Raw genomic sequence first — 22,099 nt, forward strand, 5'->3', positions numbered from 1 at the left:
AGCTCCACATCGGACGGCGCTTGCGGGAAAAGACGGCCGTCTAATGCCGTCTTTTCCCGCAAGCGCCATCCCTTTTGCGATGGTGGTGCCGATCCGAGCGGGCACCCGCGGGTTCCCGGCCGTCCAACCTCTCAAGCCCATACCCAACGTCGAAATGTCTGTCCAGACTGTGACGTGCTGAGCAGGGGCCACTCAATGGATAGCCACCGTAAAAAAGTGTGTGCCTAGCCACGTGTACCCATCAGAATCGTGCTGGTGTGGTGCACACGGCGCGGCCGGTGCCGCCGAGCGTGCCGATAGCACGTACCATTAGAAGGAATACATGCACTAATCGGCCAGAGGTGGCGAGATAACCGCCCGGCCACGTACCCAAGGGGAGAAATAATGCTGACCCAGCTTGCCGGCGTCGTACTTGCTGCCGCAGAAGAACACGAACTTGCGCCATTGATTGCGCCGCCGTTTGTGATTGGCGGTGTCATGCTCGCCTTCCTGCTGCTGCTGATGTGTGTCACGGTGTCGTTCATGAACTTGGGCAACCGTCACACCGCTGTTGAAGCAACGGATGACCCCCACCGCCAGCACACCAACAAGCACCTGCACGGCAACGACTCGGCGTCCTCCAATCACTGAGGAAACAACCCGGGTATCTTCGGTTGAAGGTACCCGGGACCGTCTCCGGGTTGGAGTCATGGGTGGAACGTTTGATCCGATCCACCATGGTCACCTTGTCGCAGCCAGTGAGGTTGCGAGCGTTTTCAAGCTTGATGAAGTAATTTTTGTTCCCACTGGTCAGCCTTGGCAGAAAGCCAAAGGCAAGGTCAGTGCCGCAGAGCACCGTTACTTGATGACAGTGATTGCTACGGCCGCGAATCCGCAGTTCACGGTCAGCCGGGTGGATATTGACCGGCCAGGGCTGACTTACACCATTGATACACTGCGTGATTTGCGCAGGATGCGCCCTGAAGCGGACCTGTTCTTCATCACGGGCGCCGATGCGATGGCCCAGATCATGTCATGGAAAGACAGTGATGAGCTGTGGGACTTGGCGCATTTCGTGGGGGTCACCCGTCCGGGGCATGTGCTCGATGACGCAGGCCGCACCGATGTGAGCTTGTTGGAAGTGCCCGCCATGGCGATTTCTTCCACTGACTGCCGTAAACGTGTGGCAGAGCAAAACCCCGTTTGGTACCTGGTTCCAGATGGTGTGGTGCAATATATTGCCAAGTATGGGCTGTATGTGGAACCCGTAAAAGATGCCGGCGCAGGTCTAGTGCCGGTGACTAAAGAGAACCGAATGAGTAAGTAATGAGCAAGGAAACTGAGCCGATTCGAAGCCGCAGGCAACTGCGCGAACAATCAGCGCACACCACTGGCGCCCCGGGAGTAACCGCGGCGCCTGCTGGCATTGCACCTGTTTCGCCAGCCCCTGCTGCTCCAGAGCCAACACCTCAAGCCGCGGAAACAATTCCGTTGCGCGAACGAGATTCACAGATTCGTGCACGTGACCGTGCGGCTTTGCGGGCCTACAAGGGACTCGTTGATCCGCCAGAGCCGAGCCCACTGCCCTCACGTAAAGCGCTGAGGCAAGCCCAACTCGACGCCGAACGCGCCCCCATAACTGCCCTCAACCCGGTAGTTTCGGTAACTGCAATGGCCAAGAAAAGCCCTGCCTCACCCCAGACTTTGCAGGGCCCTGCCGTGGAGTTGCAGACGGTTGAAGCAGCAGAGGCTAAGACGGCGGAGCCCGCGGCCGCCACTGTCCAGACAACTCCTGCTGTTTCTGCTTCTGCGTTTGGGCACGTTTCCGCTCCTGCCACGGGACTGCGGAGCCGGGCAGGCCGCCGTGCCGCACCAGTGGCCGCCGACACGATCGCTGGCGGCACTTCTTCTGTAGGTACTGCTGGAACTGCCGCGTCTGGAACTGCCGTGCCATCGTCGGCGCCTGCGACAGCCCCCAAGATACCCAGCCCCCCAGCCACCAAACCAGGCAATGCTCCGGCGGACAACGGACTAACCCAGGGTGCGCCGGGTGACGGAGTGGCTGGCAGTGCCGTTGCTGACACAGCCGTAGCTGGTGAGGACCCTAATCTTCCGCCCATGCCCGGATTGGTCCCCGGCGGAAGCTACTATCCAATCTCGGCTGGGCCACCGCTGGCACCAGGCCCCGAAGAGCTCGAGGCCCTAGCGGCAAAGCGGGCGGAAGCCGAACGGGCGGCCATTTTGGCTCAGCGTGCCCAAGCCCGCGAGCGGTTGGCGCAGGAAAATGTCAAGAACCGCCGCCCAGCGGCTGATCCCACTGCAACGAACAACCTAGCCATGGTCACACCCATGGAATTCATTGAGGTTCCCGGTAGTGAACGGCCCATGCTGCGGCCACCCACTACCACGCATGTGCCGATCGTGACACGGTCCACACCCCGCCAGCCACCGGCCACCCCGGCCCGACCGGCGATGACGGAAGCCTTGGTGAATGCCCAGACCAGCGCCACTGCTACGGACACCCCTGCCGCAGCGTTGGATGCTGCCACAGCCGGGAATAATGCCGGTACCCAGAACCATGGTGCATCGGTTCCGGCAGTACCGAATATCAATGCTGAACGTTTCGATGCTGCGGTAGCAGCGCGTGCCGCTCACCGGCCTGGTCCGGGGAAGCGTCCCTTGACGGGTGGCCGAAGCAGCACGCTCAAGCGTGCTGAGGCCATGGCCGCAGTGGATCAAAGCGCTCCTGCCATCCGCGCGGCAGTTCAGCCGGTACAGGAAGCGGCTGAACCGGTTCCCGTGCAGCGCTCACAGATGCCGCCCATGCCAGCTGACTACGCCCACGGTATGGAACCGTTGGATGCCATGACGGCTGGGTTGCGGCGCACTCAACGAAATCTCTTGATTCAGTGGGGCAGCATTATTCTCGGCGGCGCGGCCTTTGTCGCTGGCGCCATCATGGTCCTGACTAATATTCTTAACTAAGTTTTTACAACAATCAAAGGAACACCAGTGACAGCAACACAACAGTCCATTGACTTGGCACGCGCTGCGGCGCGCGCCGCATCGGACAAACTGGCCCAGGACGTGATCGCTATTGACGTCAGCGAACGTCTGGCCATCACGGATATCTTCTTCATCGCTTCCGCTCCCACGGAGCGTCAGGTCAACGCCATCGTTGACGGGATCGAAGACGAGCTACACAAGTTCGATCTACGTCCGGTGCGTCGTGAAGGGCGTTCAGGCGGACGCTGGGTCTTGCTTGACTACGCCGATATTGTGGTTCACGTCCAGCACGAAGAAGACCGTGTTTTCTATGCTCTGGAGCGTCTCTACGGTGACTGCCCGGTTATTGACCTGCAGTTGGCAGAGTCCGACCCCTCCGCTAACTCGGCTGAATTGCTTGGGTCAGCTAAGGCGACAAAGTCCACAGACTCCGATGACGCAGCAGTACCGGCTACGCCGGCCGCGGAGTAACAACACAAAGAATTAGCACTCTGAATTGCTCCGTTAGGGGCTTTGGATGGGACATTATCAATTGATGGTCAACCACTCTCTTGGGCGTTCAGTCCTGCAGCCCGCCGGTCCACGCCGGCGGGTCATTTTTTGGCGCCATGGCCGTACTTCTTGGAATGCTGTTGGGCGTTTCCAAGGTCAAAGTGACATTCCTCTTGATGAGGTTGGTTTCTCACAAGCCAGCCGTGCTGCAGCCCTGCTGGCCGGCAAGCTCGGTTCTAGCAGCGCTCCCGAACACCCTGTACAGATCCTCTCCTCAGATCTTTCCCGCGCCTTCTCCACAGCGCAGGAGCTGGCGGCACTGACCGGCGGTGCCGTACACGTGGATCAACGACTCAGGGAAACCTATGGCGGGGAGTGGGAGGGCAAAACCTTTGCGGAGATTACTTCCACCTATCCCGAACAAATCAAGTTATGGCAGCGTGATGAGCCCGGCGTCCGTGCGGGCGGGGGAGAGACCAGAAGCGAAGTAGCCCAGCGGATGGTCGATGCTGTCCTGGATGCAGTGGCTTCACTGCCCGACGGGGGCACCTTGGTGGTGACAACACACGGCGGAGCCACGCGAGTGGCCCTGGCCAAATTGCTCGGTCTGCCCGAATCGCTGTGGCGCACCCTTTCCGGGCTTTCCAATTGCCATTGGTCAGTGGTGGAAACGTCACAGTTGGCGGTGGACGGAGCCGAAACTGGGCACTGGCGGTTGCTCGAACACAACGTTGGAACTCTGCCGCAACCGTATGAAGCACCTGAAGATCTTGCCGAACCGGTGGAGGATTAGACCCCCAGAACTCGCCGATTTGGCACTACGCCAAAACGTGTTCTAGGATAGACAGGTTGCTTCAGCCAAGACCGACAGGTCAAGGAAAAAGCATCAAGGCAATAAAGAGTTTGGGGCTGTGGCGCAGCTGGTAGCGCACCTGCATGGCATGCAGGGGGTCAGGGGTTCGAGTCCCCTCAGCTCCACCAAACACATCGAAGAGTGGCAACATTGAATCGGTGGTTTATAACTAAATATCAATAAGTTTTGGGGCTGTGGCGCAGCTGGTAGCGCACCTGCATGGCATGCAGGGGGTCAGGGGTTCGAGTCCCCTCAGCTCCACCAAGACTAAATCCGGGCATCTATTCGTAGGTGCCCGGATTTTTTTCGTAGGGCAGCACCAAAGCCGTCCGATTGTTTTCGGGGGTTAGTTGGACCGGCCTCCAGTCCGAAGCTGACTCTGTTTGAACCAGCAGATCATGTTTGAAACAGCAGATCATGCGGTTTTCTCGCTACTTTCCTCGCCTCAGCTGCTGTTTGGAATCGGAGAATCGCCTTATCTGCTGTTTCAAATCTCAACCGGGTCCACACCTGTCAGTGCCGCCAACCGACTCAGATTCACCGACTCCGTGCGGGTAGTGAAAGAATGATTGCGTGTCCACGCCAGAACCTGCCCCCATCCCCGCTGCCCGGAGCTACGAAGCGGTACTCACCAGCATCGAAGCTGACCTTCGTGACGGAAAGATCAAGGTAGGGGATCAGCTTCCGGGTGAGCGTGCGCTGGCCTTGACGCATGGAATCTCCCGTGCGTCCGTCCGGGACGCCATCCGTGTCCTTGATGTGATGGGCGTAGTGCGAACTGGAGTGGGCTCGGGGCCGCAGTCCGGCGCTGTGGTAATTGCCAATCCCATGGCCGGCTTAGCTGCCACGCTCAGACTGCATATGGCGACCAATCACTTTCCCGTGGCAGACATCGTCCAGACCCGCATCATGATGGAGACCTGGGCGGCGGTGGAGGGAGCCGGCCGGCCACGAGACGCCGGGCAGGAAGAATCGCTGCACAAGCTCATTGCAGCCATGGCAGCCCCGGATCTGGATAGGGAAGAATTCCACGTCCTGGACGCCGCTTTCCATGTGATGCTGAGCTCGCTCGCTGGCAATGCGGTCATTACAGCCATGATGGAGTCCCTGCGCCAGGCGATCCAAAGCTACGTCAGTGCCGCGATAGATAACGACACCATTTGGGATGCGATGGTTCCCTCCTTGCGCGCCCAACACAGTGAAATTCTGGCCGCTGTCTTGGCCGACGACGGGGTCCGTGCCGCCAGCGCTCTCAAGGACCACATTGAGTGGTTCCACTCGCAGACTCACCCCATGTAATAGCTGTCCTAGGCAAGAACCCCCGCAGAAACAGACACAGAACCAGCAAAGAAAAGTAGAGCTCATGACAGCAGATAGTTTGCGATGCCCGTGCAATAGCGGGGAGATCCTAGGAAATTGCTGTGCTCGCTACTTGGGTACTGACAACAGCCCGGGCTTGGACACTCCGGGCGAAAACAGTCAGGGCCTAGCCCCGGCGTTCCCACCCACTGCCGAGGCGCTGATGCGCTCACGCTTCAGCGCCTTCGCCCTCGGCGATGCGCACTACCTTTTGCGCACCTGGCACCCGGATGAGCGCCCGGATTCGCTGGAACTGGACCCAGATCAGCAGTGGTACCTGCTAGAAATCCTGGGCACCCAACGCGGTGGCCCCTTTGATAACGACGGTGTGGTCAGCTTCCGCGCGCATTACCGCTCTGCAGCCAACCGGAAGCTGCGGGATTCCTTCACGGAAACCAGCAGCTTCACAAAAGTTGGCAAACAATGGCTGTACGTCAAAGCCTTAGAGCTAAAGCCTTAGAGATACAGCCTTAGCGACTCAGTACTCTTCCTCTTCGGCTGGGCCAGGTTCGGTTTTGGGCGGTGCTGTATGAGAGCCGCCTGCCGATACTGATGCGGCTTCCTGCTCGGCCAATGCGCGGCGGGCATGCAAAATATCGCCAATGAACCAGTCATACAGCAGCACGCCAATGACACCACCAATGAGTGGACCCACAATTGGCACCCAGAAGTACCAGCTGAATGCGCCAGGCACCCCCGTGATGGTTCCCGGCAAGGCAACATCACCCCAGCCGGCCATCCAAGCGAATACGCGGGGACCAAAGTCACGGGCAGGGTTGATGGCGTATCCGGCGTTGGCGCCGAAGGACATGCCGATCGCGGCTACCGCGAAACCAATCATGAGCGGACCCAGATTAGCTTTGACGGCCATATTGCGCATATCGATGATGGCGACGATAAAGATGATCAAGAACGCGGTGCCCACAATTTGATCGATGAGCGGAATGGTCAGATTGCCCTTGAAATAGGGGGCTGGGAACGTGGCGAAAATGGAGAAGGTTGCCAGACCCCCGGCCTGGTCACGCTGAGTTTTTGAGGCCGTATTGAACGCGTCAATGGCATTGAAATACACCACATATAGTAGTGCGGCGGCGGCAAAGGCTCCTACCACTTGGGCCACAACGTAGGGAATGACCTTGTTCCACGCGAACTTTCGCCGGACGGCAAACGCCAGAGTTACCGCGGGGTTCAAGTGCGCTCCGCTGACACCGCCAGCAACATAGACGCCCAGGGCTACGGCCAAGGCCCAGCCCCATGTGATCAGTAGCCAGTCTCCGGCGGCCATGAAAATGGTGGTGTCAGTGGCGGCACGGCCACTGCCTGGAAGTGCCGCGACGGCCATGGCGACCACCCCGTCACCAAAACAAATCAAAACGAACGTGCCGAGGAATTCTGCGAGGAGTTCTCCCCACACGCCTCCCACGCGCTTAAGGCCGCTACCATCCCTGACGGTTCTGCGCAGCGGTGTGATCTCACTCATTTTTATCATCCTTCGAGTCGTCGATGACGGCGACGTATCTTTGACTTCAGGTGACTGCCTCCAGTATAAGTCCGTTGTGATTCTGGGCACCCGAACATAGGGAGCAACTTTTCGCGCAAATACGGCGCGGTAGAGTTGCCCAGTGAAGGAAAATAGTGGCGTAGAGGGCAGCACTTTTGATTTTGAGCAGTTGCGGAGGTTCCCTGACATTGAGGCGGAGAATCTGTTCGCTCACGACGCCACTGACGAACTGATCCTGCGGGAAGCCGTGGCTGCGCTGGAGACGTCCGACGGCGGACACCTCGCCGTGGTCGGAGACCGGTACGGGGCGCTGACCTTGGCTTCCGCAACGGTCCACGGACTCGCGGGCCTGCGGGTCCATCAGGATGGGCTCTCCGGTGAGCAGGCACTAGCCGCTAACGCTGAGCGGGCCGGCCTATCCGGGGCGTACACCTCGATGGCACTCGGGCCAGAGCTGTTCGCCAATGCTGCGGTGGTGTTGTGGCAACTGCCACGCAGCCTTGAAGAGCTGGCCGAAGTAGCCGAGCTGATCAGCGCTCACGCCGCCTCAGATGTGCAAGTTTTTGCTGGCGGTCGTATCAAACACATGACCCTGGCCATGAACACGGTTCTGGCGCAATACTTTTCATCCGTCGTCCCCGGCCGGGCCTGGCGCAAGTCTCGCCCGCTGACCTTGGCTGGCCCTCTTAGGGAGGCAACGGCGTCGAGCTTTCCGAAGCGGGAATTCCACGCCGAAGCCGGGCTCTGGCTCTGCGCCCACGGGGCAACATTTGGTGGCACCAAAATTGATGTCGGCACCCGATTCTTGCTCGAATTCATTCCGGAGATGCGCCCAAACGCAACCGTGGCCATTGATTTGGGCTCCGGTAACGGCACCATCTCCGCAGTGTTGGCGAAGGCGCGGCCTGAGCTGGCCGTTATCGCCACAGATCAGTCGGCTGCTGCGGTGGCCTCCACGGAAGCGACAGCAGCAGCTAACGGCCTCAGTGATCGGATCGAAGCGGTCCGCGATGACGCACTGGCCGGATTTGCCTCCGACTCGGCTGGATTGATAGTTCTCAACCCGCCCTTCCACGTCGGGGCCACCGTGCATGCCGGGATTGCGCACAAGCTTTTCGCCGCGGCCGCCCGTGTGCTGGCCCCGGGAGGCGAGCTGTGGTGCGTCTACAACCGTCACCTTGACTACAGGGGAGCCCTGGCCAAAGTGGTGGGACCGACCCGCGTAGCCGGACGGAACAGCAAATTCACGGTCACCGTTTCCACCAAGGCTCAACCGCCCCGAGTCTGAACCACGCAGGGACTGTATCCACAGAGACTGTATTAGAAAGCAGAACCCAAGTGCCACAGCCCGCCGTGGCGTGCACAACTCCCCGCCCGCAGCGATGTAATCTGACAGCTGAGGAATGGTTGGGGGACAGTATTGCGCAGGCTGCTGGCAAACAACAGCAAATGATCGTCTCAAGGAGAAAATGTTGGGTGTTCCCGAGATGGTGGTGCCGCAGCGCCGCCGCGGCACAAATCTTCCCAAAATGGGGGATTTCAACCAGGCCGTAATCCTGGATTCCATCCGACGCTCCGAGGAGGGGCTCAGCCGGGTTGAACTGGCCGCCTCAGCAGGATTGGCTGCACAAACGGTGTCCAACATTTGCCGCCGCTTGCTCGATGCCGAACTGATCATGGAAGCCGGCAAGGAGACCTCAGGTCCCGGCAAGCCGCGCACAATCTTACGGCTGAACCCCCAAGGCATGTATGCCATTGGTATTCACATTGACCCGGCACTGACCAGCTACGCCTTGTTAGACGCCGTGGGCACAGTGCTGGTCTCGATTGATGAGCCCACCGATCTTTGTAGCACGCCGGAACAGGCAGTCGCCGCGATGGGCGCACAAATCCGCCAGATCATTGCCGAATCCGGCATTCCTGAGCAAAGGGTTGCAGGGGTTGGTGTTGCTACCCCTGGCCCCGTGGACGCCAGCAGTGGAACAGTGGTTGACCCGCCGCATATGACCGGCTGGAATAGGGTTCCCCTCCGGGACCTCTTGCGCGAATCAACGGGGCTACCAGTGGTCATGGACAAGGACGTCACCGCCTCTGCCGTGGCCGAGCTGTGGGCCGGAGCCGATGCGAGTGCAACAGACTTTGTGTTTGTCTACATTGGCACGGGTATCGGCGCCGGTTTGGTGCTCAATGATGAAGTGGTCCGCGGCGCCTCGGGCAACGTGGGCGAGATCGGACACATCATCACGGACCCCGACGGGCCACCGTGCGATTGCGGCCGCCGAGGTTGTGTCAAGGTCACCTGTATGCCTGAAACTCTGGTGGCACAGGCTCGGGCACTAGGCGGACTTCCTGCGCTGGCCGAAGGGGCCGTTCAGTCACTTCCGGAGGACATGGCAGCACTGGCGGAGGCCGCTTCAGCTGGGAACACGGCGGCTCAAGACGTGCTGGCACAATCTGCCCGACGGCTGGCAGCTGCAGTGTCGGTGTTGACTAACCTGTTGGATGTTGACCGGGTGGTTTTTGGTGGTCCGTTCTGGCCCGCTCTGGCACCCACCTACCTAGCCCAGATGCCGGCTCTGCTGACTCACCTCAGCGTCACGGACAGTGTTCATTCGGTGGATGTTGTGGGCACCATTGTGAACTCCGGGGAGGAAGCCTTCGGCGCGGCCTGCCTCGTCATGGAAAATGCGTTCAGCCCCAAGGCCGCCCAGCTGTTGTTGGACTCCAAGATCTAGTCCGGTAGTCGGGAGCCGGTACGTGGCGCGAACCAAGTAGCCGGCTGAGCCCGGTGGCCACGAAAAACTGACGCAGCCAGTGTGGCCAGCTGCGTCAGTTCATTCTTACCGTCGTGCAGGAGAGAACGGATCAGTCCGTTACCTCCACGATCTCGCCAAAGGGAATGGCAGGATCTGTGTGCGCCTGAAGTACATGGGGAGTGCGAATGATGCGCACCCCATGATTCTTCTCGGCCACTGATTGCTGCAGCACGGGTCGGACGGTGGCAATAAAGTCCTCGTCTTTACCTTGCAGATAGGCTTCATACACTGCTGGCAACTGGCTCATGGTCCTTACTGTAGTCCGCACCGTGCGTCCCTGGACAGGGGTGCATGGGAAGTTCTCCCCATTGCGCAGTCGCACTAGAATGTATGGACTGGTCTGTAGGATCATCCCTGACCCGTGTCCTTCGAAAGGCCCCATCACCGTGTTATCAACCAGCGTGAGCCCGACCCTCGACCAAGCAGAGCTGGCTCAGGCGCAGCAGGTGATCGGCAATATTTCCCGTAGCTTTGAGCACAAAGTGGTGGGACAGGCACGCTTGCGTGAAACACTTTTGATCTCCCTGATGACCGGCGGTCACGTCCTACTGGAATCCGTGCCGGGCTTGGCCAAGACCACAGCCGCACAAACTCTGGCCGAATCCGTCAGCGCCTTGTTCCACCGAATTCAGTGCACCCCTGATCTGTTGCCCAGTGACATTGTGGGAACCCAGATTTACGACGCCGCACAGGGCACCTTTGTCACTCAGCTGGGACCGGTTCACGCCAACATTGTCCTGCTGGATGAAATCAACCGTTCCAGTGCCAAAACGCAGTCAGCCATGCTTGAGGCCATGCAGGAACGTCAAACCACTATTGGTGGTCAGGTCCATCCGCTGCCGCAACCGTTTATGGTCATGGCTACCCAAAACCCTATTGAGCAAGAAGGCACCTACCAACTGCCAGAGGCGCAGATGGATAGGTTCATGCTCAAGGATGTGCTGGATTACCCCAGCCCGGTTGAGGAAGCTGAAGTGATTCGTCGCATTGATTCCGGGGTGTTCCTGGCCGCAGCAACACCGGGACCGGTAGCTAGCCTTGCGGACATTCGAGCTTTGCAGGACACCGTCAAAAAGGTGTATTTGGACCCGGCGCTGATCAACTACATTGTGGGCCTGGTCTACGTCACTCGCCACGCCGGCCAGTACATCGACCCAGCTCTGGCGAAGCTCATTGAATTTGGTGCCAGCCCTCGTGCCAGTATTGCCTTCACCCAAGCTGCCCGTGCCCTGGCACTGCTGCAGGGCCGCGACCATGTCATCCCCGAAGACATCAAGTCGTTGGCCGATCGCGTGCTGCGGCACCGCATCATCATGGGCTTTGAAGCCGTGGCGGAAAACGTCGGCGTCGAAAAGGTGATCGCCGCCATCGTTGACTCAGTTCAAACGCCGTAGCCTGCCTATGACCACGTTGTTGACAGGTGTCAAAGCCAAAATGTATATCTTCGCCCACCGCCGTGCCCGCGGTGTGCTCGACGGCGAGTACGCCTCCATTTTCCGGGGCCGCAGCCTAGACTTCGATGACCTCCGAGACTATGTGCCCGGCGATGAGATCCGCGATATCGACTGGAAAGCAACGGCACGTGTAGGGACACCCTTGATCAAACGGTACGTCGCCACCCGCAGGCAGCAAGTTCTCTTTGTGGCCGATACCGGCCGCAATATGGCGGCAACCTCTCGTGGCGGTGACATCAAAAAGAACATTGCCGTCATGGTCATGGGCGTCATGGGTCTGCTGGCTACCCGGCATGGTGACTCCGTGGCGCTCGTTTACGGCGACGGTGGCACCACCTCCGCGTTGCCAGCCAAGGGCACCGAAAGTCATGTGGAGAATTTGCTGCGCCAGATGGACGGGGCCTCCTTGGCCCGCGGCTCCAGTGATCTGTGTGCACGGCTGGAATATGCAGCCTCCCACATCAAGACCCGCACCCTCATGGTGGTGATCGCCGATGAAGTCACTGCCGACGAGCGCTTGGCCAAGGTGCTGCGCAGACTCAAAGCCCAGCACGAAATCCTGTGGGTGGAAATTGCTGATGCCGTTCTGGCTGGAACTGACGCGGTCCACAGCGCGCACGGCACAGGAACAGATGTTGAGGGCATGGCGCAAGTGCTGCTCCTGCTCGCTAGCGAACCAGAGCTGGCCCGAAACTACGCTGACGCCGCCGCCGAACGAGCCCGGGGATTGGCCGAACTCTTGAAGTCCAACGGAATTGCTTCGAGCAGCATTGGCGCCTCAGCGCAGGTCATGAAGGAAGTCTTCGCCCTGTTGGAAAGGCATCGCCGTGCCCGCTGACGCGACGTTTTATGCACCCATCGGGTATTCAGTGTGGTGGCCCCTGCTGGGGGCGGCCCTGCTGATCTTGTGTGCTGGCACGGTGGCTTGGATCTGGATCGCCACCAAACCGCGAGCAAGCGCTGGGGTACCCCTGTTTGTGGCACCTCGGAACCCATCAAGTGTTAAGCAAAAGTACTGGGCGCTGATCGATGACATTCAACACCGGCACGACGCCGGCCAACTGGATGGGCGCTCAGCCCACCTTGAGCTGAGCCTCGCTGTGCGCACCTTTGTGCATGAGATGACAGGACTCAAAACTCAGCGGATGACCCTCGCTCAATTGCGAGAGCACCGGCTACCGTTGGCCGGGGACGCTGTGGAACGGTTTTATCCGGCCGAATTTTCACGGGTGGGCGAAGCCTACTCCGTGCCGGATTCGGCGCAGACAGCACGGGAGGTGGTGGCTCAATGGAACTGAAATTTTGGTGGCTGCTTCCAGTGGGGTTCGCCATCCTTGCAACCGTTGTGGTGCTTTTGTGGCGTCGGCGCGAGGAAACTGGCCTAGAGTTGCCGGTCGCCCACGCCGAACGGCTGACTGCGTTACCGGCTTATCAGCGCGCTGTGCGACGGCGGCGAAAGTGGCTCACCACCGCCGTGGCCGCCGTGGCGGTGCTGGCGGTGTCGCTGTTGGTGGCGGCTGCTCGGCCAGTGACCGAGCGCACCAGCATTCCCGAACAACTCAACCGGGACATCATCTTATGCCTGGATGTGTCCGGTTCCATGCTGGACACTGATGAGGCCATTGTCACCGTGTTTGCCAAGTTGGTGGAAAAGTTCAAGGGTGAACGGATTGGCCTAACCATCTTTGACTCCTCAGCTGTCACCGTCTTCCCGTTGACAGATGATTACGACTTCGTCGCCGAAGAGCTCAAGATTGCCCAAAAGGCTCTCAGCATTGACTCTTCGTCCTTTGAATATTTTGCTGGTACCTACGAGGCCGCTGGTTCTTCCCTGATTGGTGATGGATTGGCCAGCTGTATCAATGGTTTTCCTGCCGTGGGGGAGTCGGAGCGGTCTAGATCGATCATCCTTGCAACGGACAATCTCTTGGCGGGAAGACCGCTGTTCAGTTTGGCTGAGGCGACCTCATTGGCCCAAACAGCCAAGATCCGTATTTACTCTCTGAACCCCAACGACTATGGGACCAGCACGTTCTTTGGCAACGCAGCAGACGGCCTGAAAAAGACGTCTACGGCCACCGGCGGCGGCTACTTTGCTTTGGAGTCTGAGTCCGCAGTTCCCGAGATCGTTCAAAAAGTACAGACCACAGAAGCGGCCTTGCTCAAGGGTGCGCCGCAGCGCACCATCTTGGATAATCCGGGCTGGGCCTTAGGGGCTGCGCTGTTATCCCTTCTGGTCCTCGGGGCTGCGGGCTGGAGGCTCCGGCGATGACACTGCTCCCAATTTTGCCGCTCTGGCTCTACCTTTCTATTGCCGTCCTGCTCCTGGCTGGCGCGGTCACCCTCCTCATAAAGGGAGCCACCGCCGCCCGTTGGCGTTTTGCCGCCTTGGTGGTGCTGGTGTTGGTGGCCGGTGCCCGCCCCGGACTAGTGGGCGCCTCCGCCCCAGTGGCCAACACCGAGCTCAATGTGTACTTTGTGGTTGATGTGACACCCAGCGTCGCTGCCGAGGACTACAACGGAACGTCTCAGCGCCTTGAGGGCATGAAGAGTGATATCGCGGCTCTCGCCACCGAACTGGCCGGGGCACGCTTCTCTCTCATCTCCTTTGACAGCAGTGCCAAGGTCACGTTGCCGCTGACCACCGATGCCACGGCCCTGCAGACCATGAGCGAGGTGCTTACCCCCAAATCTGCCTTCATCTCCAAGGGCAGCAGCATCAGTGTGGCGAACCAGTTGCTCGGACAAAGGCTGGGCGCCGCGGCGGAAAGTCACCCTGAGCGGCCCCGCCTAGTGTTTTATCTGGGGGATGGTGAACAGACCGCCGACGCTGCCCCCGAACCGTTCAAGGACAACACCGAACTCATCGACGGAGGTGCGGTGCTGGGCTATGGGACCGCCGGCGGTGGAAAGATGCGCGAGTACAGCTTCAGCAGCGATACCCCCGGCCCCTACATTCTGGACAAGGCGGCCCAGTACAAGCCCGCCATCTCCAGCATTGATGAAAAGGCGTTAACAGGTATTGCCGCTGAGCTCAACGTTCCGTATGTGCACCGGGAACAGCCGGGGAACATTGCCGCGGCGTTGGGAAAGTCGGCGCCGAAGGTCTCCTCCTCAGCCGTCGATGGCATGGACTCCCGGTCTGGAGCGGGACGCACCGAGCTGTACTGGCTCTTTGCGCTGGCCGCTTTTGGTGTTGCCGGGTGGGAACTGCTCTCACTCAACCGCGCCTACCGTCAGCTGCAGACCCCGGCTAAGGAGCGCTCATGATGAACCCTCAAGTGTTGGGCGAGACCGTCCAGCCCTCAACGTCTCCGGCTGAATCTAGCGAACTCGCCAAGGCAGAGGCCGCCGCGGTGCTGATCGCTGCCCGGCGCAGACGGCGTAAATTACTGCTCATCGCAGCCCCGGCTGTGCTGGTCACAGCTGTTGTAGCCCTGAAGTTGCTTAGTCTGCCACTGGCTGCTGGGCAAGCTGTCTCAGCGTATGACGCTGGCAGCGCCGATGGCACGGTCCGGGCCGGGCAAGCCATGGGGGTGCTGAACCTGGTGGAACGCTACAAGTCTCACTTCGCCGTGGGGGATGGGTATGTGCTGCGCGGGGACTTCACCCAGGCAAAAGAGGAATTTGCCACGGCCTTGGAACTGGTACCGGCACACGAGTCCTGCAAGGTCCGGGTGAATTTGGTGCTCACCCTGGAGAAGCTCGGTGAGGCACAGGAAAAAGCCGGGGACCCGGCGTCGGCCATGGAATTTTTTGCGCAAGGCAGCGAAACGGTGGCTCAAGCACCGCGGGACTGTTTCACCCCCAATAGTCCCAACAACGAGGACGGCGAGGGTGATGCGCTCCGCGAGGCGGCGCAACGCCTTCAGGAGAAGCAAGCTGGGGCCTCTGCCAGTGGCGAAGAGGGCCAAAAAGGTGAGGGCGAGTCTGAGCAGACCCCGCCGCCGCCGGCCAGCAAGATGGAGCAGTTGCAGGAAGCTGGGCAGAAGGCGCAGCGTGAACGCAGCAAGGGCGAGCGCCTCGATGAGATGCTCGAGGAGGATCCGCAACAGCATTCCAAGCCGTGGTGACGGGCGGCCCCAAGGCCCTGCCCCTAGGCCTGCAGGCCGGGTCCTAGCGCAGTCGCCAGAGTGCCGCGCCGCTCGCTGATGGTGCACTAATTTGGCGTAAAGAGTAAAAACTCTTCTAGTTCCGAACAAAAGAAGGGAAATATTCCGTAAAGTCGCGTCGTAATTCGATGGTTGGGTTGCGATGCCGGAAAGAGGGTGCATATAGTGGACGCACGTTAGTTCCTCAACGTGTGTCAGCGACCTTCGGATGAATCGAGGGTGTGGGTGCCCCCATGTGGGTCTGACATTTGCTCGCGGACCAAGCCACTGAATGCGCAATTATGCGTAGCCTGCGCTTGCTTGCCGCTGCTTTCTTCGAAAATGTGATCGTTGCAGCCATGTGGTGTTCTAGAAGCCTGTGGTGGCAACGGCCAACCCATCCTCAAGGACCCCAGCAAATGTCTCCTCCGACCCTGATACAGGTGTCGGCGCAAGCAGCACGCAGCGCGCCGATTGCCCTCTCCTACGAACTTTTCCCACCCAAGAACGATGCCGCCGAGGCCACATTGTGGGACACCATCCGCGAATTGGAAACCACCAATCCGGACTATGTCTCCGTTACCTACGGGGCCAACGGCAGCAACCGGGACACAGCTGTTGAACTGCTCCACCGGCTCCTGAACGAAACCTCCCTCTTGCCACTGGCGCACTTGACGTGTGTGGGGAACACGGCCGATGAACTGGCTGAAATCATCTCTGAGCTGTTGGATCACGGTGTCCGCGGCATCCTGGCTCTCCGCGGGGATCTGCCGCAGACACAGACCGGACCCACTGAACCAAGAGCCGGATCACTGAACTACGCCCAGGACCTGATTGAACTGATTCGCCGCGTGGAACAGCGCCGCTCGGCGTTGCTGTGTGCTGGCAAGGTGGCCATTGGTGTGGCAGCTTATCCGGCACGGCACCCGGAATCGCCCTCCATTGAACATGATGTGGAAGTGTTGTTGGCCAAGCAGCATTCTGGTGCTGACTTCGCCATCACCCAAGTGTTTTTCCACGCGGACCAATACAAGGACCTCGTCACCCGGGCCCGCCGCGCTGGCGTGAGCATTCCGATCATTCCCGGTGTCATGCCGTTGACCAGTCTGCGACGGGTTCAGCGCCTAAGTAACATAACCGGGGTTGAGCCCAGTGCCAAACTCCTAGATGATCTGGGCCGCGCCGATGACGCAGCGCAGAGCCGGAAAATTGGTGTCAAGGCCACCGTAGATCTTGCTCGAGCAGCCTTGGACGCTGGAGCTCCGGGCCTCCACCTGTACACCTTCAACGAGCACGCAGCAGCTCTAGAAGTACTAGAGGAACTCCAACTGCTGCGCCCAGGGCGCCCGTCCGTAGGGCCTCGAGCCAGAGCATCCCGCTTAGTGCGGGCCTAGCGCCAGCGCCGCATCGCACCCAATTTTACCTTTTTGTCTTTGAAATCTTTGTCTTTGAAATCTTTGTCTTAAAAATCTAAGGAAATTTACATGTCAAACACCTCTGCATTCCCCGCCGCCTCCCTGCTGGGTTACCCCCGCATTGGCCGCCGCCGCGAACTAAAGAAAGCCATCGAGGGATTCTGGGCGAACAAGATCGACGCCACCGAGTTGGATGCCGCAGCCAAGGAAATCCAATTGGGTACCGCCCGCCGTCTGGCCGAGCTGGGCCTGAACGAAGCTGCAGCCATTCCCGGCACCTTCTCCTACTACGATCAGGTACTGGACGCCATCACCCACATCGGCGCCGTCCCGGCCCGCTTCGGTGAACTGCGTAACGCCGATGGCCAGCTGGACATCAACGCCTACTTCACCTTGGCTCGCGGCACGGTTGAGCAGCAGCCGCTGGAAATGACCAAGTGGTTCGATACCAACTACCACTACCTGGTGCCGGAGATTGGCCCGGAAACCTCCTTCTCACTCACTTCAACCCGCGTGGTGGAGCAGTTCGAATACGCTCTGGCCAACGGCTTCGAGACCCGCCCGTACCTGGTTGGTCCCGTCACGCTCTTGCTGTTGAGCAAGGCTAGCGATGAAGCTCCGGCAGATTTCAACCCACTTTCCCGCCTGGAAGACGTTCTCCCGGTCTACGCTGAACTGCTGAGCCGCCTCGGTGCAGCCGGTGCAAGCTGGGTTCAGCTGGATGAGCCGGCTTTGGTGGCCGATCAGGATGTGCCCGTTACCGAAATTCAGGCTGCCGTTGCACGTAGCTACGAGGTCCTCGGAGCAGCTGCCGGCCGCCCACAGATCCTTGTCTCCACCCCGTTCGGCGCACTGCGCGAATTGCTGCCCACCTTGGCCGGCGCACCCATCGAGGCTCTGCACATTGACGCGTTCAAGGGTGCCGTACCTTCCGCTGCGGAGCTGGCCTTGCTGGCAGGTAAGACTGTGGTTGCCGGTGTAGTGGATGGTCATAACATTTGGCTCAACGATCTGGCCGAATCGGCTGCCCGTTTGGATACCTTGAAGGCTGCCGGCCTCACGGTCACCGTCTCCACCTCCACCTCCACCCAGCACGTCCCGCATGACGTCACCGAGGAAACCGCGCTGTCGGCAGAACTGCGCAGCTGGTTGGCGTTCGCAGACCAGAAGGTCACCGAAGTGGTGACCCTCGCCGCGCACCTTGCGGACCCGGCGTCGTCCGCTGCCGCTATTGCCCAAGCCTCCGCCGTCATTGCCTCCCGCTCCGAGGCGGCAGGTGTCAAGCGCCCCGAGGTGCGCGCCCGCTTGGCCGCCCTGACCCCGGCCGATTTCAACCGCTCCGCCTACGAGGTGCGCGAGGCAGCACAACAAGCCGCGTTGGCACTGCCGCCGCTGCCCACCACCACCATCGGGTCCTTCCCTCAGACAGGGGAAATTCGATCGGCCCGTGCCCGCGCCAACAAGGGTGCCATCACCTCGGACGAGTACACCGCGCTGATGAAGGATGAGATCAAGCGCGTTGTTGACCTGCAGGAAGAGTTGGACTTTGACGTGCTGGTGCACGGCGAGCCCGAGCGCAACGACATGGTTCAGTACTTTGCCGAAAACCTCGAGGGCTTTGACGTGACGGTCCATGGCTGGGTTCAGTCATACGGTAGCCGCTGCACCCGCCCCTCCATCCTCTGGGGCGATGTCACTCGCGAGCAGGCCATCACGGTTTCGTGGGCCGAATACGCGCAGTCACTGACCAGCAAGCCCATGAAGGGCATGCTTACAGGCCCGGTCACCATCCTGGCGTGGAGCTTTGTCCGCGACGATCAGCCCTTGGGCGACACTGCCAACCAGGTGGGCTTGGCGCTGCGTGATGAGATTGCGGATCTGGAAGCCGCTGGCATCAAGATCATCCAGGTCGATGAGCCTGCCCTGCGCGAACTGCTCCCGCTGCGCCGCGCAGACCAGGGTGCTTACCTGGATTGGTCAGTCAATTCCTTCCGCCTCGCCACGGCCGGTGCAGCAGACGCCACCCAGATCCACACCCACCTTTGCTACTCCGAGTTCGGCGTCATCATCGACGCCATTGATGGACTGGATGCCGATGTGACCTCCATTGAAGCTGCCCGCTCTCGCATGGATGTTGTCAACGATCTGGAAGCACACGGCTTTGGCCGCGGTGTTGGTCCCGGCGTCTATGACATCCACAGCCCCCGCGTTCCCGGCCAAGCAGAAGTCACCGAACTGCTCGGCACCGCCGTCAAGCACGTGCCGGTCCGTCAGCTCTGGGTCAACCCGGACTGTGGTCTGAAGACCCGCGGCTACGTCGAGACCGAAGAGTCCCTGCGCAACCTGGTCAAGGCCACCAAGGAAGTCCGCGCCCAGCTCGCCGTCTCCCATACGCACTAGTAGTAGCTTCCCTAGTACTACCAGCGCCACAAGCTTCGCCACCAGCGCCCCGGGCCATCCCATCAGGAATGTCCCGGGGTGCTGTGCTGTCAGTAGCCGAAGTGTATTACCGGCCGGTAACCCCAAGGATCTGAAGAGGGGTAGATTAATGCCATGAGCGTACAAGAGAGCGTGGCGGCGGCCCGGACAGTCTTCAAGAGCGGTGTTAGCAAGCCTCTGGCCTGGCGGCTGCAGCAGCTGCGGGCCATGAACAGCATGCTTGTTGAGCACCTGGACGACTTCACGGCCGCCCTCGCCGCAGATCTCGGCAAGCACCCGGCAGAAGCATGGCTGACCGAGCTGGGCTTTCTCACCTCAGAGATTGCCCACACCATCAAGCACCTCGAAGGTTGGTTGAAGCCACGCAAGGCTCCTGTGCCCTTGGTACTGCAGCCGGCCCGGGCCACGACGGTACTTGAGCCGCTCGGCGTCGTGTTGGTCATTGCGCCGTGGAATTACCCCATCCAGCTGCTACTCGCCCCCATCATTGGTGCCCTCGCAGCCGGCAATACCGTAGTGGCCAAGCCCAGCGAGATGGCGCCCGCCAGCTCGGCCGCGCTGGCCCGGTGGATCCCTGACTACCTCGAGGGTGCGGTGACCATCGTGGAGGGTGGCGTGCCGGAGACCACCGAGCTGCTCGAGGAACGCTTCGATCACATCTTCTACACGGGTAATGGCCGCGTAGGGCGCATCGTGATGGCCGCCGCCGCAAAGCATTTGACGCCGGTGACGCTGGAGCTGGGCGGAAAATCGCCCGTCTACATTGACGAGTCCGTGGACATGGTTGCTGCCGCGCGCAGGATCGTCTGGGGCAAATTCATGAACGCCGGGCAGACCTGTGTGGCCCCGGACTACGTCATGGGTACCGACGCGGCGCTTGCCAAGCTCGCCAAAGAACTGCCGCTGGCCATCGAGGACCTCTATGGAGCTGATCCGGCGCACAGCCTGGCATACGGCCGGATTATCAATGACAGCGCCTTTGCCCGGCTCACCGGTCTCTTGGCCCAGGACCTTGCGGACGACGCCGGATCGGCTCTCGTCAGTGGGGGGAGTTCGGACGCGGGCACCCGCTACATTGAACCAACAGTGCTCTATGTGGACGCCGAGGCGCAGCTCATGGACGCGGAGATCTTCGGCCCTGTGCTGCCACTGCTGACTGTTGGCTCGGCCGATGAGGCTATTGCGTTCATCACTGGCCGGGACAAGCCGTTGGCTCTGTATGTCTTCAGCGAAGATGAAGGCGTCCGGGCGGACTTCATGTCACAAACATCATCCGGCGCCCTGAACTTCGGGGTCCCCGTGGCGCATGTTTCCGTTCCTGGCCTGCCGTTTGGTGGGGTGGGGGAGAGCGGCATGGGAAGCTACCACGGGCGGCTCTCGGTCGAGGCCTTCTCCCACCACAAGGCTGTGCTGGATAAGCCGCTATCCCCGGACACGCTCTCGCTGATCTACCCGCCGTACGGGGCTGTCAAGAAGCAGCTCATCAAACGATTTGTGGCGCCGGCGAAGAAGTCCAAGAAGCCGACGACGGCCTGAAACGCGGCCGCCTAAAACGCTGAGGACCCGCGGCACTAACGTTCTAAGCCCGTTACGGCTTCGGGTCCACGTGGCTGGTGCCGGTGACCTCAGCCAGCATGCTGGCGAGTTTGTCCACGAATACTTCCACCCGGGCTGTGCGGCTGTCGTTGATGAGCAGGGCAAAGATATTACGGGCCAGCCGGATCTCCGGGACATCCAAGACCACCACGTTCTCAGCCCGGCCCTGCAGCGCCAGTTCGGGAACCAGTGCTGCGCCCAAGCCCACGCCCGCGAGTTGCAGGCTGGCGTTGAAATCGTCACTGTAGACGGCTACGCGCGGATGCAGATTGCAGCTGGCAAACAGTCGTTCGATCACGGCAGCATCGCTGGTGCCTGGGTGGTGCATGATCCATGGCATGTCAGAGAGTTGCGCGGCCTCCATGACCGAGCCGGGTTGGATGCCCCAGGATTTCGGCAGCACCACCCTGAAGTTGTCGTCGCCGATCCATTGCCGGTTAAGGCTGTGCGGCCACGCCAGCCCGGATTGGCCCACCTGATACACCAAAGCCACATCAAGTTCGCCGCCTGTGCGCAGACCAACAATGGTCTGCTGCGGCTCGCCGACCGAGACATGCAAGTTGATCCCGAGCTCTGGCCATTGCGGGCTGGCCAGTAGCCGCGGCAACACATGGGTAGCTAGGGAGGGGAAGATGCCCAGTCGCAGTTCCTGACCCGTGCCCTCCTCTGTCTTGGCGCTCGCAGCCAGCAGTGCGTCAATATCTGTCAGGACCTTGCTCGCATGCCGCGCCATGACTAGGGCTGCGTCAGTTGCTTGCACGCTGCGGGCCGAGCGCTGGAAAAGCTGTACTCCGCTGTCTCGTTCCAAGGTGGCCATCTGTTGTGAAACGGCCGACGCCGTGTACCCCAGTCGAGTGGCAGCCGCGGCAAAGGAACCGCGGTGCACCACTTCTAGCAGGGTGCGCAGGTGCAGGGGGTTGATCACAGGTGGCCCTCTTTCTGCCAAACAGTCTCTGCAGAGTCGCTGCCGAATGGGCAGCTTGCAGGGAAGCTATAGCTTCCCTGCAAGCATAGACGGGCATAAGCGGGCAGGGGAGCGGCACGGGCGCGGGCAGGTGGGGACGCGCTCGGACAGGTAGCTACGCGAAGCTACTGGCT

21 protein-coding genes and 2 tRNA genes are annotated in these 22,099 nt (G+C 60.5%); 20 read left to right on the forward strand and 3 right to left on the reverse strand.

Features of this window, described 5'->3' with window-relative positions; genetic code table 11:
* Positions 1–384: 384 nt before the first annotated feature.
* The 9 genes from AB0O97_RS02745 (at position 385) to AB0O97_RS02785 (ending at position 6,149) form a co-directional block, all read left to right on the forward strand.
* Positions 385–630: a hypothetical protein gene (locus tag AB0O97_RS02745; RefSeq protein WP_363840039.1), complete on the forward strand. Its 246-nt coding sequence runs from the start codon at positions 385–387 to the stop codon at positions 628–630.
* Complete coding sequence (nadD, locus tag AB0O97_RS02750; protein ID WP_363840452.1) at positions 623–1,306, forward strand: nicotinate-nucleotide adenylyltransferase; 684 nt, start codon at positions 623–625, stop codon at positions 1,304–1,306. Before AB0O97_RS02745 ends, nadD begins: the two co-directional genes overlap by 8 nt.
* Positions 1,306–2,964: a hypothetical protein gene (locus tag AB0O97_RS02755; protein WP_363879687.1), complete on the forward strand. Its 1,659-nt coding sequence runs from the start codon at positions 1,306–1,308 to the stop codon at positions 2,962–2,964. Before nadD ends, AB0O97_RS02755 begins: the two co-directional genes overlap by 1 nt.
* A 27-nt stretch (positions 2,965–2,991) precedes the next feature.
* Positions 2,992–3,456 (forward strand): ribosome silencing factor, encoded by a 465-nt coding sequence (rsfS, locus tag AB0O97_RS02760; protein WP_363840033.1) that lies wholly within the window; start codon positions 2,992–2,994, stop codon positions 3,454–3,456.
* A 46-nt stretch (positions 3,457–3,502) separates the two neighbouring features.
* A complete protein-coding gene (locus tag AB0O97_RS02765) occupies positions 3,503–4,270 on the forward strand; it encodes a histidine phosphatase family protein (protein WP_363840030.1) in 768 nt (255 codons plus the stop codon).
* A 112-nt stretch (positions 4,271–4,382) separates the two neighbouring features.
* Positions 4,383–4,458 (forward strand) — tRNA-Ala (locus tag AB0O97_RS02770).
* Between the two features lie 60 nt (positions 4,459–4,518).
* Positions 4,519–4,594: transfer RNA gene (locus AB0O97_RS02775), tRNA-Ala, on the forward strand.
* Positions 4,595–4,903: 309 nt separating this feature from the next.
* On the forward strand, positions 4,904–5,629 hold the full coding sequence (locus AB0O97_RS02780; protein WP_363879690.1) for an FCD domain-containing protein: 726 nt from the start codon (positions 4,904–4,906) through the stop codon (positions 5,627–5,629).
* A gap of 64 nt (positions 5,630–5,693) precedes the next feature.
* Positions 5,694–6,149 carry a YchJ family metal-binding protein gene (locus AB0O97_RS02785; RefSeq protein WP_363879693.1) on the forward strand — a complete coding sequence of 152 codons (456 nt, stop codon included), beginning with the start codon at positions 5,694–5,696 and terminating at the stop codon, positions 6,147–6,149.
* A gap of 18 nt (positions 6,150–6,167) precedes the next feature.
* On the opposite strand, the gene AB0O97_RS02790 is transcribed toward AB0O97_RS02785, so the two are convergent.
* Positions 6,168–7,169 carry an MIP/aquaporin family protein gene (locus AB0O97_RS02790; RefSeq protein WP_363840021.1) on the reverse strand — a complete coding sequence of 334 codons (1,002 nt, stop codon included), beginning with the start codon at positions 7,167–7,169 and terminating at the stop codon, positions 6,168–6,170.
* Positions 7,170–7,311: 142 nt separating this feature from the next.
* Between AB0O97_RS02790 and AB0O97_RS02795 the strand changes: the two genes are divergently transcribed.
* Entirely contained in the window at positions 7,312–8,478 is a 1,167-nt protein-coding gene (locus tag AB0O97_RS02795) for a methyltransferase (protein WP_363840018.1), read from the forward strand.
* Between the two features lie 181 nt (positions 8,479–8,659).
* Entirely contained in the window at positions 8,660–9,925 is a 1,266-nt protein-coding gene (locus AB0O97_RS02800) for an ROK family transcriptional regulator (RefSeq protein WP_363879696.1), read from the forward strand.
* Between the two features lie 130 nt (positions 9,926–10,055).
* Here the strand turns inward: AB0O97_RS02800 and AB0O97_RS02805 are convergent, their stop codons facing one another.
* Positions 10,056–10,253 carry a hypothetical protein gene (locus AB0O97_RS02805; RefSeq protein ID WP_363879699.1) on the reverse strand — a complete coding sequence of 66 codons (198 nt, stop codon included), beginning with the start codon at positions 10,251–10,253 and terminating at the stop codon, positions 10,056–10,058.
* A gap of 139 nt (positions 10,254–10,392) precedes the next feature.
* Between AB0O97_RS02805 and AB0O97_RS02810 the strand changes: the two genes are divergently transcribed.
* From AB0O97_RS02810 to AB0O97_RS02850, 9 genes are all read left to right on the forward strand, one after another.
* Complete coding sequence (locus tag AB0O97_RS02810; protein ID WP_363840009.1) at positions 10,393–11,400, forward strand: MoxR family ATPase; 1,008 nt, start codon at positions 10,393–10,395, stop codon at positions 11,398–11,400.
* 7 nt (positions 11,401–11,407) lie between these two features.
* Positions 11,408–12,298, forward strand: coding sequence for a DUF58 domain-containing protein (locus AB0O97_RS02815; RefSeq protein WP_363840006.1), 891 nt, complete (start codon positions 11,408–11,410; stop codon positions 12,296–12,298).
* The gene (locus AB0O97_RS02820; RefSeq protein ID WP_363840004.1) at positions 12,288–12,758 is read left to right on the forward strand and encodes a hypothetical protein; all 471 of its coding nucleotides are present in this window, start codon (positions 12,288–12,290) and stop codon (positions 12,756–12,758) included. The genes AB0O97_RS02815 and AB0O97_RS02820 overlap by 11 nt, the downstream gene beginning before the upstream one ends.
* Positions 12,749–13,732, forward strand: a complete 984-nt coding sequence (locus tag AB0O97_RS02825; protein ID WP_363879702.1) for a VWA domain-containing protein — start codon at positions 12,749–12,751, stop codon at positions 13,730–13,732. The genes AB0O97_RS02820 and AB0O97_RS02825 overlap by 10 nt, the downstream gene beginning before the upstream one ends.
* Positions 13,729–14,730: a VWA domain-containing protein gene (locus AB0O97_RS02830; protein ID WP_363879705.1), complete on the forward strand. Its 1,002-nt coding sequence runs from the start codon at positions 13,729–13,731 to the stop codon at positions 14,728–14,730. The genes AB0O97_RS02825 and AB0O97_RS02830 overlap by 4 nt, the downstream gene beginning before the upstream one ends.
* The gene (locus AB0O97_RS02835; RefSeq protein WP_363879708.1) at positions 14,727–15,533 is read left to right on the forward strand and encodes a hypothetical protein; all 807 of its coding nucleotides are present in this window, start codon (positions 14,727–14,729) and stop codon (positions 15,531–15,533) included. Before AB0O97_RS02830 ends, AB0O97_RS02835 begins: the two co-directional genes overlap by 4 nt.
* 437 nt (positions 15,534–15,970) lie before the next feature.
* The gene (locus AB0O97_RS02840) at positions 15,971–16,945 is read left to right on the forward strand and encodes a methylenetetrahydrofolate reductase (protein WP_363839993.1); all 975 of its coding nucleotides are present in this window, start codon (positions 15,971–15,973) and stop codon (positions 16,943–16,945) included.
* Positions 16,946–17,035: 90 nt separating this feature from the next.
* A complete protein-coding gene (metE, locus tag AB0O97_RS02845) occupies positions 17,036–19,366 on the forward strand; it encodes a 5-methyltetrahydropteroyltriglutamate--homocysteine S-methyltransferase (protein ID WP_363879711.1) in 2,331 nt (776 codons plus the stop codon).
* 153 nt (positions 19,367–19,519) lie between these two features.
* Positions 19,520–20,941: an aldehyde dehydrogenase family protein gene (locus tag AB0O97_RS02850; RefSeq protein ID WP_363839987.1), complete on the forward strand. Its 1,422-nt coding sequence runs from the start codon at positions 19,520–19,522 to the stop codon at positions 20,939–20,941.
* Positions 20,942–20,993: 52 nt separating this feature from the next.
* Here the strand turns inward: AB0O97_RS02850 and AB0O97_RS02855 are convergent, their stop codons facing one another.
* Positions 20,994–21,926 (reverse strand): LysR family transcriptional regulator, encoded by a 933-nt coding sequence (locus AB0O97_RS02855; RefSeq protein WP_363839985.1) that lies wholly within the window; start codon positions 21,924–21,926, stop codon positions 20,994–20,996.
* Between the last annotated feature and the right edge of the window lie 173 nt (positions 21,927–22,099).

Origin of the sequence: Specibacter sp. NPDC078692, assembly GCF_040686835.1 — a bacterium.
In the GTDB taxonomy this organism is placed as follows: domain Bacteria; phylum Actinomycetota; class Actinomycetes; order Actinomycetales; family Micrococcaceae; genus Specibacter.

Coding starts and splice junctions, on each gene's coding strand:
- AB0O97_RS02815 (WP_363840006.1), top strand. CDS start 11,408: ATGACCACGTTGTTGACAGGTGTCAAAGCCAAAATGTATATCTTCGCC.
- AB0O97_RS02800 (WP_363879696.1), top strand. CDS start 8,660: ATGTTGGGTGTTCCCGAGATGGTGGTGCCGCAGCGCCGCCGCGGCACA.
- AB0O97_RS02850 (WP_363839987.1), top strand. CDS start 19,520: ATGAGCGTACAAGAGAGCGTGGCGGCGGCCCGGACAGTCTTCAAGAGC.
- AB0O97_RS02785 (WP_363879693.1), top strand. CDS start 5,694: ATGACAGCAGATAGTTTGCGATGCCCGTGCAATAGCGGGGAGATCCTA.
- AB0O97_RS02830 (WP_363879705.1), top strand. CDS start 13,729: ATGACACTGCTCCCAATTTTGCCGCTCTGGCTCTACCTTTCTATTGCC.
- AB0O97_RS02840 (WP_363839993.1), top strand. CDS start 15,971: ATGTCTCCTCCGACCCTGATACAGGTGTCGGCGCAAGCAGCACGCAGC.
- metE (WP_363879711.1), top strand. CDS start 17,036: ATGTCAAACACCTCTGCATTCCCCGCCGCCTCCCTGCTGGGTTACCCC.
- AB0O97_RS02745 (WP_363840039.1), top strand. CDS start 385: ATGCTGACCCAGCTTGCCGGCGTCGTACTTGCTGCCGCAGAAGAACAC.
- AB0O97_RS02790 (WP_363840021.1), bottom strand. CDS start 7,169: ATGAGTGAGATCACACCGCTGCGCAGAACCGTCAGGGATGGTAGCGGC.
- AB0O97_RS02765 (WP_363840030.1), top strand. CDS start 3,503: ATGGGACATTATCAATTGATGGTCAACCACTCTCTTGGGCGTTCAGTC.
- AB0O97_RS02835 (WP_363879708.1), top strand. CDS start 14,727: ATGATGAACCCTCAAGTGTTGGGCGAGACCGTCCAGCCCTCAACGTCT.
- AB0O97_RS02825 (WP_363879702.1), top strand. CDS start 12,749: ATGGAACTGAAATTTTGGTGGCTGCTTCCAGTGGGGTTCGCCATCCTT.
- AB0O97_RS02805 (WP_363879699.1), bottom strand. CDS start 10,253: ATGAGCCAGTTGCCAGCAGTGTATGAAGCCTATCTGCAAGGTAAAGAC.
- AB0O97_RS02755 (WP_363879687.1), top strand. CDS start 1,306: ATGAGCAAGGAAACTGAGCCGATTCGAAGCCGCAGGCAACTGCGCGAA.